The organism is Arthrobacter sp. Alg241-R88 (assembly GCF_900537115.1).
Classification (GTDB): domain Bacteria; phylum Actinomycetota; class Actinomycetes; order Actinomycetales; family Micrococcaceae; genus Arthrobacter.
The window spans coordinates 130,519-145,178 of sequence record NZ_UNRG01000003.1; the positions used below are offsets into that span (position 1 = coordinate 130,519).

14 protein-coding genes are annotated in these 14,660 nt (G+C 64.6%); 5 read left to right on the plus strand and 9 right to left on the minus strand.

Annotation, left to right across the window (positions count from 1 at the left end; all coding sequences use genetic code 11):
* Positions 1–26: 26 nt before the first annotated feature.
* A complete protein-coding gene (locus G6R19_RS09245; protein WP_163164267.1) occupies positions 27–587 on the plus strand; it encodes an A24 family peptidase in 561 nt (186 codons plus the stop codon).
* Positions 588–660: 73 nt separating this feature from the next.
* Complete coding sequence (locus G6R19_RS09250; RefSeq protein ID WP_163164268.1) at positions 661–1,131, plus strand: NUDIX domain-containing protein; 471 nt, start codon at positions 661–663, stop codon at positions 1,129–1,131.
* A gap of 121 nt (positions 1,132–1,252) precedes the next feature.
* Here G6R19_RS09250 and G6R19_RS09255 read toward each other — a convergent pair whose 3' ends face one another.
* The 5 genes from G6R19_RS09255 to G6R19_RS09275 form a co-directional block, all read right to left on the minus strand.
* A complete protein-coding gene (locus G6R19_RS09255; protein WP_163164269.1) occupies positions 1,253–2,947 on the minus strand; it encodes an MDR family MFS transporter in 1,695 nt (564 codons plus the stop codon).
* Positions 2,944–3,615, minus strand: coding sequence for a TetR family transcriptional regulator (locus G6R19_RS09260; protein ID WP_163164270.1), 672 nt, complete (start codon positions 3,613–3,615; stop codon positions 2,944–2,946). The genes G6R19_RS09255 and G6R19_RS09260 overlap by 4 nt, the downstream gene beginning before the upstream one ends.
* 209 nt (positions 3,616–3,824) lie before the next feature.
* Complete coding sequence (locus G6R19_RS09265) at positions 3,825–5,252, minus strand: class II fumarate hydratase (protein ID WP_163164271.1); 1,428 nt, start codon at positions 5,250–5,252, stop codon at positions 3,825–3,827.
* Positions 5,253–5,328: 76 nt separating this feature from the next.
* Positions 5,329–5,943, minus strand: coding sequence for a carbonic anhydrase (locus G6R19_RS09270; protein ID WP_163164272.1), 615 nt, complete (start codon positions 5,941–5,943; stop codon positions 5,329–5,331).
* A gap of 10 nt (positions 5,944–5,953) precedes the next feature.
* Positions 5,954–6,634 (minus strand): DUF4245 domain-containing protein, encoded by a 681-nt coding sequence (locus tag G6R19_RS09275; protein ID WP_163164654.1) that lies wholly within the window; start codon positions 6,632–6,634, stop codon positions 5,954–5,956.
* Positions 6,635–6,868: 234 nt separating this feature from the next.
* Between G6R19_RS09275 and glpX the strand changes: the two genes are divergently transcribed.
* Both glpX and G6R19_RS09285 read left to right on the plus strand, forming a co-directional pair.
* On the plus strand, positions 6,869–7,891 hold the full coding sequence (gene glpX, locus G6R19_RS09280) for a class II fructose-bisphosphatase (protein WP_176156781.1): 1,023 nt from the start codon (positions 6,869–6,871) through the stop codon (positions 7,889–7,891).
* 90 nt (positions 7,892–7,981) lie between these two features.
* The gene (locus G6R19_RS09285) at positions 7,982–9,037 is read left to right on the plus strand and encodes a peptidoglycan bridge formation glycyltransferase FemA/FemB family protein (protein ID WP_163164273.1); all 1,056 of its coding nucleotides are present in this window, start codon (positions 7,982–7,984) and stop codon (positions 9,035–9,037) included.
* A gap of 116 nt (positions 9,038–9,153) precedes the next feature.
* Here G6R19_RS09285 and manA read toward each other — a convergent pair whose 3' ends face one another.
* From manA to G6R19_RS09305, 4 genes are read right to left on the minus strand one after another with little or no spacing between them, the layout of a single operon-like run.
* Entirely contained in the window at positions 9,154–10,422 is a 1,269-nt protein-coding gene (gene manA / locus G6R19_RS09290; RefSeq protein WP_163164274.1) for a mannose-6-phosphate isomerase, class I, read from the minus strand.
* A gap of 41 nt (positions 10,423–10,463) precedes the next feature.
* A complete protein-coding gene (locus tag G6R19_RS09295; RefSeq protein ID WP_163164275.1) occupies positions 10,464–12,110 on the minus strand; it encodes an LCP family protein in 1,647 nt (548 codons plus the stop codon).
* Between the two features lie 10 nt (positions 12,111–12,120).
* Entirely contained in the window at positions 12,121–12,705 is a 585-nt protein-coding gene (gene purE / locus G6R19_RS09300) for a 5-(carboxyamino)imidazole ribonucleotide mutase (RefSeq protein ID WP_163164276.1), read from the minus strand.
* Positions 12,702–13,898: a 5-(carboxyamino)imidazole ribonucleotide synthase gene (locus G6R19_RS09305; RefSeq protein WP_163164277.1), complete on the minus strand. Its 1,197-nt coding sequence runs from the start codon at positions 13,896–13,898 to the stop codon at positions 12,702–12,704. Before G6R19_RS09305 ends, purE begins: the two co-directional genes overlap by 4 nt.
* Before the next feature lie 183 nt (positions 13,899–14,081).
* On the opposite strand from G6R19_RS09305, the gene G6R19_RS09310 reads away from it, so the two are divergent.
* Positions 14,082–14,657 carry a GtrA family protein gene (locus G6R19_RS09310; protein WP_163164278.1) on the plus strand — a complete coding sequence of 192 codons (576 nt, stop codon included), beginning with the start codon at positions 14,082–14,084 and terminating at the stop codon, positions 14,655–14,657.
* The last annotated feature ends 3 nt before the right edge of the window (positions 14,658–14,660 follow it).

A 14,660-nucleotide genomic window follows, 5' to 3' on the forward strand; every position in this document is an offset into this window, starting at 1 on the left:
GGGCGGAAATCCAGTAGCATCCGAGGGTGATCCAACGACTGGGCGAACTATGGCAGGACACTCCGCTGGCCTTCTGGCTGGTGCTTGCTGCCTGCGCCTATTTCGCGGTGATGGCCGTCCGGCTCACGGTGATTGACGTCCGGCATCACCTCCTGCCCAATCGGATCGTCTTCCCCTCCTACGCCGTGGCCGGTGTCCTGCTCCTCGCGGCAGCGGCCTTTGCGGGAGCCGGGGCCGGCGCCGCCGCAGGCCAGGGCACTGCCGGTCCCGTCGCGGGACTGATGGCTGTACCGGCGCTCCGGGTTGTGGCTGGTGCCGCCATCCTGTGGCTCTTCTACTTCATCCTGCGGTTCGCGTATCCGCCCGGCATGGGTTTCGGGGATGTGAAACTCGCTGGCGTCCTGGGGATGTATCTCGGTTATCTCGGCTGGGGACATCTGTTTGCAGGTACGTTCCTGGCTTTCCTCCTCGGCGGGCTCTGGTCAATCGCCCTTCTGGCTGCACGCAGGGGGACGCTGAAATCGTCCATCCCGTTCGGACCGTTTATGCTCGCCGGTGCAGCCGCGGCCATGCTGCTGCCGGCATGACCCAACCTGCCATGTGGCCCTGAACTTATCTCCGTGCCGGTAGAGCTGGCCGGCAGTTCGGTAGGCTGGCGGGATGCCTGCGCCTGACTACATCCTGAAACTCCGCAAGAAAATCGGCAACGATCCGCTCTGGGTCCCCGGCGTTCGGGGCGTAGTGATCGATGATGTGGGGCGCGTCCTACTCGCCCAGCGGGCCGACAACAAACAGTGGGCGCTGGTCAGCGGAATGCTGGAGCCGGGGGAGGAGCCAGCGCGAGGCCTGGTGCGGGAGATCTTTGAGGAAACGGCTGTAGTGGCGGAACCGGAGCGGCTTGTGTCTGTGGGGGCTGTGGGTCCGATCACTTACCCCAACGGCGATGTGTGCGAGTTCCTGGACGTGGTGTTCCGCTGCCGCTACGTCTCCGGGACCGCCCGCGTAAATGACGACGAGTCCCTGGCAGTGGGCTGGTTCGGCGTCAATGAGCTCCCTGAGCTGATGCCCGGGCACCTCACCAGCATCCACCGCGCCCTGGCTCCGGCCGACGCCGCCCACTTCGAACCCTGACCGTCCGCACCAAGCAATCCTTTTGGGGACAGCGCGGGAGCGCCGCAACCCCCAAAGATTGCGGCGCCCCTGCTGGCTTTGACGGCAGCCGGCGGCATGCAGGCTGACGGTACGACGTCGGTCAGTTGCGCTGGGAGACCAGCTCGCCGTCGTCGTCCTTGGCATTGTCCGGCAGCCCAGCGGCCGCCGGCTTTCCCTCCGACGCTGACGCAGGCAGGCCGGCGGCAAGGCGCTCGGCCTCCTCGCCGCCCACGGCTTCGCCGCGGGCCACCATTCCGGCAGTGTCCGACAAGGGGATCTGCTTCAGCGTGACGGCCAGGATCAAGGCAACCGCGATGAACGGGATCAGGTACCAGAAGACCGGGGCGAGCGACTCGGCGTAGGCGTTGACAATCGCATCACGCAGCTGGTCCGGAAGCTGGCTCAGCGCCTGCGGGTCCAGGGTGCTGGTGGACTGGGCAGCCTGGTCCGCCGACGCACCTGCGCCGGTGAAGGCGCTGGTGAGGGATTCCGAGAGGCGGTTGGTGAAAATGGCACCAAAGACTGCGACGCCCATAGCCGCGCCCACCTCGCGGAAGTAGTTGTTGGTGCTCGTGGCGGTGCCTATCTGGTCCGCGGGGACGGAGTTCTGCACCACAAGGACCACTACCTGCATGATCAGGCCCAGGCCGGCTCCGAAGATGAACAGCTGGACGCAGATGATCCAGATGGGTGTACTGGCAGCGAGGGTGGTCATCCAAAGCATCGCAGCCATGGTGAAGGCCGCTCCCAGGATGGGATACAGCTTGTACTTGCCGGTCTTGGAGATCCGGACGCCAGAGTAGATGGAGGTGCCCATCAGGCCCGCCATCATCGGCAGCATCAGCAGGCCGGACTCGGCCGCAGAGGTGCCGGAGGACATCTGCAGGAACGTGGGGACGAAAGCAATCGCGGAGAACATGCCCAGTCCAAGGGTGAAACCGATGGCCGTGGCGTTGACGAAGATCCGGTTGCGGAACAGGCTCAGCGGGATGATGGGATCCTCGGCCCGGCGCTCCACCATAACGAAGGCTGCGGCGGACAGGACCATGCCGGCACCAAAGGCCCAGGTGAGGGGCGAATCCCAGCCTTCGTCCTTCTTTCCGCCAAAGTCGGTGAAGAAGATGAGGCAGGTGGTGGCTGCGGACAGCAGCACCACACCCAGGATGTCGATCCGCTTTTCAGCCTTCTTGTTTGGCAGTGTCAGTGTGAACCATGCGATGGCGAAGGCTGCGATGCCGATGGGGATGTTGATGTAAAAAGCCCATTCCCACGTCAGGTGGTCCACGAAGAATCCACCCAGCAGGGGGCCGGCCACGGCGGAAAGGCCGAAGATGGCGCCCAGGGGCCCCATGTACTTGCCGCGGTCCTTGGCCGGCACGATGTCGGCAATGATCGCCTGCGAGAGGATCATCAGGCCGCCGCCGCCCAGGCCCTGGATGGCCCGGAAGATCACGAAGCCCCAGAAATCGGTGGCAAGGGCACAGCCCACCGAGGCGAGCGTGAACAACGCGATGGCTACAAGGAACAGGTTCCGGCGGCCGAGGACGTCGCCGAACTTGCCGTAGATGGGCATCACGATGGTGGTGGCGAGCAGGTACGCGGTGGTGATCCAGGCCTGGTGTTCCACGCCGCCCAGTTTGCCCACGATGGTAGGCATCGCGGTGGAGACGATGGTCTGGTCAAGGCTCGAGAGCAGCATGCCGGCAATAAGCGCCGAGAAGATGATCCAGATACGTTTTTGGGTCAGCAGCAGGGGGCCCGCTGCTGTTGTCCTCTTACTGACGGCGATACTCATGGTTGTCCTTCTGCGGCGGGGGTTTCAGGGTGCCCGAGGGGCTGGGAGAAGAGTGTGCTGGCGGCCGTGATGTTCTCCATCAGCAGGTCCCGGTAGGGCCGGGTGTTGCCGTCGGAGAAGTAGGCCATGCTGCTCTTGCGGGCGATGGTGCCCAGCAGCACCACAGCCATCTGCACCACGGGATGGTCGGCGGCTACGCCTTCGCGGCGGGCGACGTCGCGGGCGAACTGGGCTTCGCGCTGTTCCGTGATTCCGATGATCCTGAGGATCAGTTGGGGTTCCTTCTTAACCACGGCGATCAGCTGCCGGGTTTCCTCCTCGGAAGCGGCCATGTCCTCGGAAAGCCGCAGGGAAAGCCGCACCAGGTCCTGGAACAGGGTGGGGGAGATCTCGCCGGGAGGGGACGAAGCGCCGCCTTCGATGAATTCCGCGATGACGTCCGCGGGGATTTCATCGTCCGCGTGGCCGATGATCGCATCTTCCTTGGTGGGGAAGTAGTTGAAGAACGTGCGGCGGGAGATGTCGGCGCGCTGGCACACTTCCTCCACCGTGTAACCGTTGAGGCCCCGTTCGCCCGTCAGTGCCCGTGCCGCGGCAGTGATCGCTGCATGTGTAGCGGCGCGCTTCCGTTCACGGAGGCCGCCCTCAATAACTGCACTTTCACTCATGAAGTGAAGTTTTGCACTTTGATAAGCCCAGTGCAAGTTTAGCGGCAGACGTGATGGAGCTTTTGTCCAGATATGCAGGGTTCCGAGCAGGCGAAGCCTGCATATCTGGACAAAAACTCAAAGGAACGACGACGGCCGGTACCTTTCGTGTGAAAGGTACCGGCCGCCGTCGTAAGGGGCGCCTCCGAAGCCAGGGAGGCGGTGGGAGCTTAGGCCTTGTGGGCCGGGGCCGTCATGGTGGTGACGTCCAGGGCCTTCTCAAGGTCTGCTTCGGAGACCTTGCCTTCGCCGTCACCAACGAAGCCGAGCTTCTCGGTGGCCTGGCGGACGGTGAGGCCTTCGGCCACGGCCGTCTTGGCGATCTTGGCCGCGTTCTCGTAGCCGATGTACTTGTTCAGCGGCGTGACGATGGACGGGGAAGCCTCGGCGAGGAAGCGGGCGCGCTCCACGTTGGCGGTGATGCCGTCGATCATCTTGTCCGCCATTACGCGGCTGGTGTTGGCCAGCAGGCGGATGGACTCGAGCAGGTTGGAGGCCATGACCGGGATGCCAACGTTCAGCTCGAAGGCGCCGTTAGTGCCGGACCAGGCGATGGCGGTGTCGTTGCCGATGACCTGGGCGGCCACCATGATGGACGCCTCGCAGATGACCGGGTTGACCTTGCCGGGCATGATCGAGGAACCTGGCTGCAGGTCCGGAATGGCGATCTCGCCCAGCCCGGTGTTGGGGCCTGAGCCCATCCACCGGAGGTCGTTGTTGATCTTCATGAAGGAGATAGCGATGTTGCGCAGCTGGCTGGATGCTTCGATGAGGCCGTCGCGGTTGGCCTGGGCCTCGAAGTGGTCGCGGGCCTCAGTCAGGGGCAGGTCGGTGTCCGTGGCCAGCAGTTCGATAACCCGCTCCGGGAAACCGGCCGGGGTGTTGATCCCGGTGCCCACGGCCGTGCCGCCCAGGGGAACCTCGGCGACGCGGGGGAGGGAAGCGTTGATGCGCTCAATGCCGTAGCGGACCTGCGCGGCGTAGCCGCCGAACTCCTGGCCGAGCGTCACCGGGGTGGCATCCATGAGGTGGGTGCGGCCGGACTTGACGACGTCCTTGAACTCCACGGCCTTGCGCTCCAGGGACTCGGCCAGGTAGCCGAGAGCAGGAATGAGGTCGTTGATCAGGGCGGAGGTCGCTGCTACATGCACGGACGTCGGGAAGACGTCGTTGGAGGACTGCGAGGCGTTGACGTGGTCGTTCGGGTGGACAACCTTGTCGCTGCCGGCGGCCTTCAGGGCACGGGTGGCAAGCTCGGCGATGACCTCGTTGGTGTTCATGTTCGAGGACGTGCCGGAACCGGTCTGGAAGACGTCGATGGGGAAGTCGCCGTCGTACTTCCCGGCAGCCACCTCATCAGCGGCGTCGGCGATGGCCTTGGCAAGCTCGCCGTCGAGCACACCCAGTTCAGCGTTGGCCTGGGCGGCAGCCTTCTTGACCCGGGCCAGCGCTTCAATGTGCGCGCGTTCCAGGGTCTTGCCGGAAATAGGGAAATTCTCCACTGCCCGCTGCGTCTGCGCGCGGTACAGTGCGTTCACGGGGACGCGGACTTCGCCCATCGTGTCATGTTCAATGCGGAACTCTTCAGTGGAAGTCATGGGGCTAGCTTAGGGCGATCCGGCACCCCATCGAAAACCGTGAAGAGCATGCTACGGGTGGGTTTTAACCCCTGCCCTAGAGCTCGCCGATCCCGGAAACAACGTTGGCGCGGCCCTCGGCCAGGCTGTACGAGAGGCCGATAACGGCGGTGCGCCCGCTTTCGATTGCGTCAGAAATCACACGTGAGCTGTCCACCAGCCGTTTGGATGTCTGCTTGACGTGCTCCACCACCATGTCGTTGACCTCGTGCTTGTCCTGGCGAATTGACGTGAGGACCGACGGCGTGATGCGCTCCACCAGGTCGCGAATGAAGCCCGCCGGCATCTCGCCGGTGTCCACTGCCGCCTTTGTGGCGCTGACGGCACCGCAGCTGTCGTGTCCCAGGATGGCGATCAGCGGTACGCCGAGCACACCCACGCTGTACTCCAGCGAGCCGAGGACGGCGTCGTCAATAACCTGCCCGGCCGTACGCACCACAAAAACGTCACCCAGTCCGACGTCGAAAATGATCTCGGCGGCGAGCCGGGAGTCCGAGCAGCCGAAGATCACGGCGAACGGGTGCTGGTTCTCCACCAACGAGGACCGGCGCGAGGAGTCCTGGTTCGGGTGGGAGGACTGGCCAGCGACGAAGCGTTCATTTCCTTCGCGCATCCGGCGCCAGGCAAGGGCAGGAGTCAGATAGGTAGTCACCCTGCTTACTTTAGGGGGCGGTGGTGGCCGCAGGTGAAACTGTGACGGCAGGATTGCTGTCCAAAGACTTCACGACGGCGTCTGCCAGGGTGCCGAACTCGTCCAGCGGGGCGGCGCCGGTGAGGATGACAGTGGTGCCGCGGTACTCAAGCACCATTGATTTCTCACCCTTGCCGGTATCACGTAGCTCCCATTCCCGGCCGCCCGCGTTGCGGGAGCCGGTAACAGGCGCATTTTTCGTTTGCTGAAGCAGCCATGTGGGGTTGGCCGTACGGGTCTGGACCAGTCCAATGAAGGACTCCTTCGGCGTGATATAGCCGACCTCCCATGCAGGCACGCCGCTTCCCGTGCCCCCTTCCCACCTGGCGTAGTTAGGCCGGAAGGAGTTGCCGGTGTCCGGCGCTACCGGCGTGAATCCTGCCACGTCCGTCGCATTCCGGGCCGCGGCGCTGACGTCGATATTGGGACGGTAGCCGTCGCTCTTCGGGGAGGGGTTCATCAGGACGATGGGCAGGAACGCGGCGATGCTCAGCACCAGGGCAATGATCATGCCGATCACCGAGGCGTTGGCCCGCTTGGCTGCCGCCGCCGGAATGACAGGCTTAACCGGACCCTGCCCTCCGGCCGCGCTGGATCCGCTGTTGCTTCCGGAGCCTGCTGGTTCGGGGGAGGGACTGGTCTTTTCCTGCATTTCATTCACCCCTCTATAGTCGCCCATGCCGGTCCGCAACTCACACTCGGTCCGCCGTGGCCGCTGCCGCTCCGGCAACTACCCTCGGACTACATTGCGCGGCCGCGTCATCCCGCAGCCGGAACCCGGTGCCGCGACTATGATCGATATCAGAGGAATCACCGCGCGGCTGTTCCGGCTGGGCGGGTTCAACGATCGCCACTCGAAGAAGAGGTTCACGTGTCACCAGCGTCCATGACCCAGAAGTACTCCACGATCTCCCCCTCCCTGGCGGTGGGCAACGATGAGCCGGACCGCAACCTTGCCCTCGAGCTCGTCCGCGTTACCGAAGCGGCAGCAATCGCCGGCGGACACTGGGTAGGCTTCGGCGACAAGAACACGGCGGACGGCGCTGCGGTTGACGCCATGCGCTCCTTCCTTCAGACCGTCCACTTCAACGGCGTAGTGGTCATCGGCGAAGGCGAAAAAGACGAAGCCCCCATGCTCTTCAACGGCGAACGCGTGGGAGATGGCACCGGTCCGGAATGCGATGTGGCAGTGGACCCCATCGATGGAACCAGGCTCACCGCACTGGGCATCAACAACGCCCTGGCCGTCCTGGCTGTGGCCGAGCGCGGATCGATGTTCGACCCCTCCGCCGTGTTCTACATGGAGAAGCTGGTCACCGGTCCTGAAGCCGCGGACATGGTGGACCTCCGCCTCCCCGTGAAGCAGAACCTGCACCTGATCGCCAAGGCCAAGGGCGTCAAGGTCAACCAGCTCAACGTTATGATCCTCGACCGTGACCGCCACCGCCCGCTGGTGGAGGAAATCCGCGAGGCCGGCGCCCGCACCAAGTTCATCATGGACGGTGACGTTGCCGGCGCCATCGCGGCGGCCCGCTCGGGCACTGGCGTGGACGCCCTGATGGGCATCGGCGGCACCCCCGAGGGCATCGTGGCGGCTTGCGCCATCAAGTCGCTGGGCGGCGTCATCCAGGGCCGGCTGTGGCCCACCAGCGACGAAGAGAAGCAGAAGGCCATCGACGCCGGCCACGACCTGGAACGGGTCCTCTCCACCAACGACCTCGTCTCCAGCGACAACTGCTACTTCGCTGCCACCGGCATCACCGACGGCGACCTGCTCAAGGGCGTCCGCTACTCCAAGGACAAGGTCCTGACCCAGTCCATCGTGATGCGTTCCAAGTCCGGCACCATCCGTTTTGTTGACGGCGAACACCAGGCCAGCAAGTGGGAAGGCTACGCCCGCAAGAGCTGATCCGTGGCCACCCACGCCAAATGGAGCCCCGGAGAGCGCCCAGCGCATTCCGGGGCTTTGGCGTTAATGCGTTGGTATAGGGTTTAAGCCATGATTCCAGCTGTTGTGCCCTGTACTGACCGCGCCCTTTGGGACGAATACGTCGACCGGTTCCAGGGGCACCCGCAACAGCTCTGGGGCTGGGGCGAGACCAAGGCCATGCACGGCTGGTCCGTTGACCGGGTGCTGTTGAACGATGGCGGCAACACCATCGGCTGCGCCCAGCTGCTGATCCGGCGGCTGCCGCTGCCCTTCCGCGCACTGGTCTACATTCCCCGCGGGCCCATGTGTCCGCCGGAGAATGCGCAGGCGGTCCTCGACAGCCTTGCCGGGCACGCCGCCGCCCGCCACCGCGGAGTGGCCCTCAGCATTGAACCGGACTGGGACGAGGACTCGCCGTACGCGGCCGCGGTGAAAGATGCAGGGTTCCGTTCATCCACCAATACGGTACTGATCCCGCGCACGCTGATCCTTGACCTCACCAGGTCCGATGACGAACTCATGGCTGACATGTCCAAGTCCACGCGTGCGAACATCCGCAAGGCGATGCGCAGCGACGTGGAGTTCCGCAAGGTGAAGAATGACGCCGAACTTGAGCAGGTGCTCGCGATCTACCACGAGACGGCCGAACGCGCCGGGTTCGGGATCCACGAGGACCAGTACTACCGGGACATCTTCCGGAACATGGGGGATGGCTCACCCATTATCGGGGCCTTCGACGGCGAGCAGTTGCTGGCCTTCGTCTGGCTCGCCAAGAGCGGTTCGACCGCTTTCGAGCTGTACGGCGGTGTCTCCGCGGAAGGGCAGAAGCAGCGGGTCAATTACGGCGTGAAATGGGCAGCCCTGCAGGCCATGCGCGAGGACGGCTGCGGACGTTATGACTTCAACGGCCTCCTCAATGACGGCATCTCCGACTTCAAGAAGCAGTTCGCGAAGCACGAGAACATGCTCCTGGGAACCTGGGAGAAGCCGCTCTCCCCGCTGTACCCGGCATATGCGCAGGCCATGCCCCTGGCACGCCGCGGACTCCAAACCGCACGCCGTCTCCTGAAGACTGCTGCCGGGAGGGTCCGGCCCCTGATCCAGAGGGTGCGCCCGGGCAGCTAGCAGCGGCAGGAAAGCTGCCAGCGGCAGGACAGCTGGCAGCGCCAGGAGAGCGTCAGGGCAGCGTCAGGAACAAGGGCGACGACGGCACCCGCCATGGTGCCGTCGTCGCCCTTTTGCTAGGCGCGGGCGAGACCCTCCCGCAACCCGGTAGTGATAGCGAATGCCAGTGCAGGTTCGGTGCTGCCGGCTACCGGATGAACATTGACGGGCGCCTCGGCGGCAGCCAGGAAAGCGCTCCCGCCCCGGGAAAGCTGGAGGTCGCCCTTGGGAGAATCCAGGTAGACGTTTCCGGCAACCACGATCACCACTGCTGCGCCGGACTGTGCCAGCGGGACGGGGCCGGCGTCGGGAGTAAGTTCAATGCGCTGCAGCTGGAACTCCTCGAAAGGCGGGCGGAAGAGTTCCTGGTCCATTACGGTCCGCTCGGGCTCAAGCATCGGCACGGCCACGGGGTGGAAATCGATGGTCCGCAGCAGTTCGGGGACATCAATGTGCTTTGGGGTGAGTCCGCCCCGCAGGACGTTGTCAGAGGACGCCATGACCTCAACGCCGAGGCCATGCAGATACGCGTGGACGTTCCCGGCCGGCAGGTAGACCGCTTCACCCGGCTCAAGCGAGATACGGTTCAGCAGCAGCGAGATCAGGACTCCCGGATCTCCAGGGTATTTCTCATTAAGGCTGATGGCCGTGGAAAGTTCGGCGTCGTAGGGAGCCATCGGGGTTCCGGAAAGCAGCGCGGCCACCACCAGGGCCGTGTCCTCAGCCACGGATGTGCCGCCGGAGATCAGGCGCTCGAAGGCCTTCCGCAAACCGGCGCCTTCGTTGCTGTCCTCAAGATCCGCCAGCAGCGAGCTGATCAGCGCGGGCGGCTCGCCCTCCACGGCGTCAAAGGCTGCCGCAACGTGCTGCAGGATCTCCCGGGCCTGGCCCGCCGGGCGGAAACCGCATAAGGCCTCAAACGGCGTCAGGGCAAGAATCATCTCGGGCTTGTGGTTGTCATCCCGGTAATTCCGATTGGGGGCGTCGGCGGCGAGGCCCTGGGCGTTCTCCCGTGCGAAGCCCGCCTTCGCCTGCTCCAGGCTTGGGTGGACCTGCAGGGAGAGCGGCTGGGCAGCCGCCAGAATCTTGGCAAGGAACGGCAGCCGCGGACCAAACCGCACCACGGAGTCCGCGCCGAGGAAATGCTCCGGGTCGCCCGCGATCAGGGCATCGAGGGTGACCGTGGACCCGTCATCGGGCACGTGGGCCATGGATGGTGAGTCCGGGTGCGCGCCAATCCACAACTCTGCTTCCGGTCCGCCAGACTCTGGTCGCCCGAGCAAGGCGGCGATCGCCGTCGTCGATCCCCAGGCATAGTCCCGGAGGACATTATCAATCTCGTACAAGGCAGTGTCCGTTTCCTAGGTAGGTCTGATGTGGATGCCGGCTACAACGGCGCGCATTGGCCGTTCGTGGCCACGAGCTGCCGGATGGCCTCCTCGTTTCCTTCGCGCTTGAGCTGGGTCAGCATCTCTTCCGTAATCGGCTCGCCGTCGGGAGTGGTGGTCACCGGGACAAAGTCCGACGGCGTGGGCTGCTGTGTTGCGGTGCCGCCTGCCAGCAGGGTGGCGGGCGAGGCTCCGGCCGCCTGGACAGGCCCGGCGCCTGCGGCCGGGACCACTATGGCGTCGTCGGGAACTCCTGCCGACTGTGCCCCCTGTGCGGACGCCGATGCCAGTAATTCGTTCACCCGGGCGTGGATCTCATCGAAGTCCGGAACCGTGGAGAAGGAGGCATCGAAATCCGGCGGGCCGATGGTGAGCCGTTTGACGTCCTGGCCTTTCGCCTTGATGGCGAGGTCCACGAAGCTGCCCAACTGGGACGAGGAGACGTTGGATTCCACCACCTTGGTTCCCGCGTTGGCGATGTCCTCGAACTTGGCCAGCAGCGTGGCGGGATCCAGCTGCTTCAGCATGGCCTGCTGCACGCATTGCTGGCGCTGGATGCGGGAGTAATCGTCCACATACTCGCGCGACCGCCCGTACCACAGCGCCTGGTCTCCATTAAGCGTTTGCTCCCCGGCCGGGATCCACCCGAGGGGCATACCGTGCGTCTGGCTGAAATCGTCGAAGAAGCCGCTCATGGGAACCCAGCCGCCGGCCTTGATCCTGATGCCGCCCATGGCGTCGATGAGGGAGGAGAAGCCTTGCATGTCCACCAAAACGTACGCCTGGACAGTAATCCCCAGCGTTCCGGAGACGGCTTCAAGGGTTGCCTGCGCACCGGGGTCGGCCACGCCGGGGTAAAGGTCGGCGTACTCGTTGGTCACTTCAGTGTTGATGGCATTGATCAGGCACTCATCCCCGCAGTTGTAGCCGTCCGGATAGACGGTGCGCATGGGGGAGTCCTCGCTGAACTGGGCATTCTGCAGGTTACGCGGTACGGAGATGATCGCGGTCTGGCCCGTTTCGGCGTCCACGCTGAGGACGGACAGGCTGTCCGGGCGCCTGCCGGTTCGGTCCTCACCGGCATCGCCTCCCATCATCAGGAAGTTGTAGCGGCCCTCCACCGGGTCGATGGCGGGGCCGGAGGAGAAGATGCTGCCGATCGCGTTCCGTCCCACATTGAGCAGGTACGCAGCGTAACCAAGGGAGCCGCTGCCAAGGACCATCGCCAATACCAGGGCAATCACGACGGCGGGCCGCGCCTGCGGCGCCAGCAGGACCGGGCGGATGAGCCGCAGGGTGTTGATAAACAGGATTGCCCAGCCGGCAGCGAGTGCCACCAGCAGGATCACCAGTGCCAGCGAGGCGAAGGGGTTGGTGATGATGTTGATGAGCAGGGTTCGGTTGAGCAGCAGCAGGAGCACCGCAAGCACCAGGGCTGCCCAGACACAGAGCGTCACCCTCAATGCCGCGCGGCCCAGTTTACGGTCCCCGGCCACAAGCTGCGCGCTGCCTGGGACCAGGAGGGTCAGAAGCACAAGGACGAAGCCGCGCTTGGTCCGGACTGGAAAGGAAGCACTGGCCGGATAGCGGACGGGGTCGGTGAGCGCTGCGCCGGAAAGGGACTGCTGGACCTTGCTGCTGGTCATGGCCGCCTTCCTAACGGCTGCCCCGGAGCGGACCGTTGCCTTCGGCGAAAACCTCGCTGACCTTCTGCCGCAGGTTGGCTCCCTTGCGGGCAGCCACGGCATTGAGGTCTGCGGCGAATTCGAGGAGGTCGGCGCGCAGTGATGCCGCAAGCTCATCGGTGCCTGCTGCGAGCATTCGGACCGCCAGGAGGCCCGCATTACGGGCTCCGGCGATGGAAACCGTGGCCACGGGAACGCCGGCAGGCATCTGAACGATGGAGAGCAGGGAGTCCATACCGTCAAGGGTCTTCAGCGGGACCGGCACTCCGATTACGGGGAGTGGAGTGACGCTGGCCAGCATCCCCGGCAAATGGGCGGCACCGCCGGCGCCGGCGATAATCACCCTCAGCCCGCGCTCGTGCGCTGTCTGGCCGTAGCGGATCATTTCCGTAGGCATCCGGTGGGCGGACACAACGTCAGCTTCGAACGGAATGCCGAACTCTGCCAGGGCGTCAGCCGCTGCTTCCATGACCGGCCAGTCCGAGTCCGATCCCATCACCAGGCCCACCAGCGGGTTGCCGGCGGGACCGGGGGCGGGGGTGGCTTCGGGACTCATGCTTTCTCCTCAAAAATTGCTGGCGGTTCTTCGACAGGTACCCGCCCGTCCCGGATGATGCCCGCTACGGTGCCTGCACGGCGTCGAACGGAATCAACCTCTGTTGTAGACGAGCCCACCAGGTTAACGTGGCCGATCTTTCGGCCGGGGCGCACCGACTTGCCGTAGCAGTGCACCTTGGCCGCCGGCTCGCTGGCCAGCGCCAGCGGGAAGGCGGAAAAGAGGTCCTGGTTGTCGCCGCCCAGGAAGTTCTTCATCACCACTACCGGACCCAGCACATCGGTGGCACCCAGCGGGAGGTTAAGGACCGCGCGAAGGTGCTGTTCGAACTGGCTGGTGACCGACCCGTCCTGTGTCCAGTGCCCGGTGTTGTGCGGGCGCATGGCAAGTTCATTGATGAGGAATCCTGCGCCGATGCCCGGGGTTTCGAAGAGTTCCACCGCGAGGACCCCTGTCACGCCCAGTTCCTGGGCTATCCGCAAGGCAGCATCCTCTGCGGCGGCCGCAACCTCTACCGGAATGTCCAGGGCAGGGGCGATGACTTCGTCGCAGACTCCGTCAACCTGGATGGTGTGCACCACGGGCCAGGCCCGGGCTTCGCCGTCGGGCGTCCTGGCAACCAAGGCGGAAAGCTCGCGGGTGAAGTCAACTTTTGCCTCCGCCAGGAGGGGACTCATGGCCTCAAACCATTCAGTGGTTTCGGCAGCCTCCTCCGCGGAGGAAATAATCCGGACACCTTTGCCGTCGTAGCCGCCGCGGGGAGTCTTCAGGACCACAGGCCATCCGGTGTCCTCCCCGAAGCTGATAAGCGCGGCCACGTCCGCCACCGAAGCCCAGGCGGGGTTGGGAAGTTCCAGCCGGTCAATGGCGGCGCGCATTACCAGCTTGTCCTGCGCATGGACCAGGGCATCGGGGCCGGGCTGGACGTTTACGCCGGCTTCCTGAAGCGCCCGGAGATGGGCCGTTGGAACATGCTCGTGGTCAAAGGTCATGACGTCCAGGCCCTCGGAGAACTCCAGGAGGATCTGCAGGTCCTTATAGTCGCCCACCGGTGAGGAAGGCACTGCCGAGACGGCTGAAACGTCGTCGCCTTCGGCAAGGACGCGGAGTTCGAAGCCGAGTGCGGTTGCGGCTGGGGCCATCATTCGCGCAAGCTGGCCGCCGCCAACTACACCTATTACTGGAAAAGTCACATGGGCCAGCCTACCGAAGACCGGCTCGGATCCCGCGTTCCCTGCCTACCTGAGTGGTTTTTTGGGCTCCCGGACCGTTCTGTGGCACGGCATTAGGGGTAGTTGCCGGACCGCTACAGGAATTTGACGGGCTAAAATGGACCTCTGGCCGTGTGGCCCATCGTTCAACGGCCATGGAGGGTCATGTTTAGCACGCTTGCAGATCGCATCCGGGGGCTCGCCTCGCTATTTTGGCGTGAAGTGGCCAAGTTCGGCGCCGTCGGCGGTGTGGCTTTCGTCATCGACAACGGCATGACGTATTACCTCATGCACGGCCCAATGACGGACAGCGAGGCCAAGGCGCGCTTTGTGGGCGCGTCCGTGGCAACGATCTTTTCCTGGATAGCGAACCGCCTCTGGACCTTCCGGCACCGGCGGCAGGACAACGTGCTCCGCGAGTTCCTGATGTTCATCCTCATCAACGGGATAGGCATCGGCATCTCCACAGGCTTCACTGCCCTTGCCAAATATGGCCTGGGCGTCACGGACAAGAACATGCTCTTCTTCGCGGGAGTAGCAGGCATCCTGGTGGCCACTGTGGTCAGGTTCTTTGCCTACCGGTTCCTGGTGTTCAACAAGGAACTGGACCAGGAACCGGAGTTCTCACACGACCACGAGCTCATCGAACTCCACCACCACGGCAGCAGGGACACCGGCGATGGCGCCGGTGTGGCGGAGCCCGAGCCCCTCACGGAGGACCCGGCCCAGCCCCAGAAGTAGGCC

Bases quoted from the DNA above. Each gene is read 5' to 3' on its own strand.
- G6R19_RS09285 (WP_163164273.1), top strand. From the start codon at position 7,982: ATGATTCCAGCTGTTGTGCCCTGTACTGACCGCGCCCTTTGGGACGAA.
- G6R19_RS09310 (WP_163164278.1), top strand. From the start codon at position 14,082: ATGTTTAGCACGCTTGCAGATCGCATCCGGGGGCTCGCCTCGCTATTT.
- purE (WP_163164276.1), bottom strand. From the start codon at position 12,705: ATGAGTCCCGAAGCCACCCCCGCCCCCGGTCCCGCCGGCAACCCGCTG.
- glpX (WP_176156781.1), top strand. From the start codon at position 6,869: ATGACCCAGAAGTACTCCACGATCTCCCCCTCCCTGGCGGTGGGCAAC.
- G6R19_RS09295 (WP_163164275.1), bottom strand. From the start codon at position 12,110: ATGACCAGCAGCAAGGTCCAGCAGTCCCTTTCCGGCGCAGCGCTCACC.
- G6R19_RS09255 (WP_163164269.1), bottom strand. From the start codon at position 2,947: ATGAGTATCGCCGTCAGTAAGAGGACAACAGCAGCGGGCCCCCTGCTG.
- G6R19_RS09275 (WP_163164654.1), bottom strand. From the start codon at position 6,634: ATGCAGGAAAAGACCAGTCCCTCCCCCGAACCAGCAGGCTCCGGAAGC.
- G6R19_RS09265 (WP_163164271.1), bottom strand. From the start codon at position 5,252: ATGACTTCCACTGAAGAGTTCCGCATTGAACATGACACGATGGGCGAA.
- G6R19_RS09250 (WP_163164268.1), top strand. From the start codon at position 661: ATGCCTGCGCCTGACTACATCCTGAAACTCCGCAAGAAAATCGGCAAC.
- G6R19_RS09260 (WP_163164270.1), bottom strand. From the start codon at position 3,615: ATGAGTGAAAGTGCAGTTATTGAGGGCGGCCTCCGTGAACGGAAGCGC.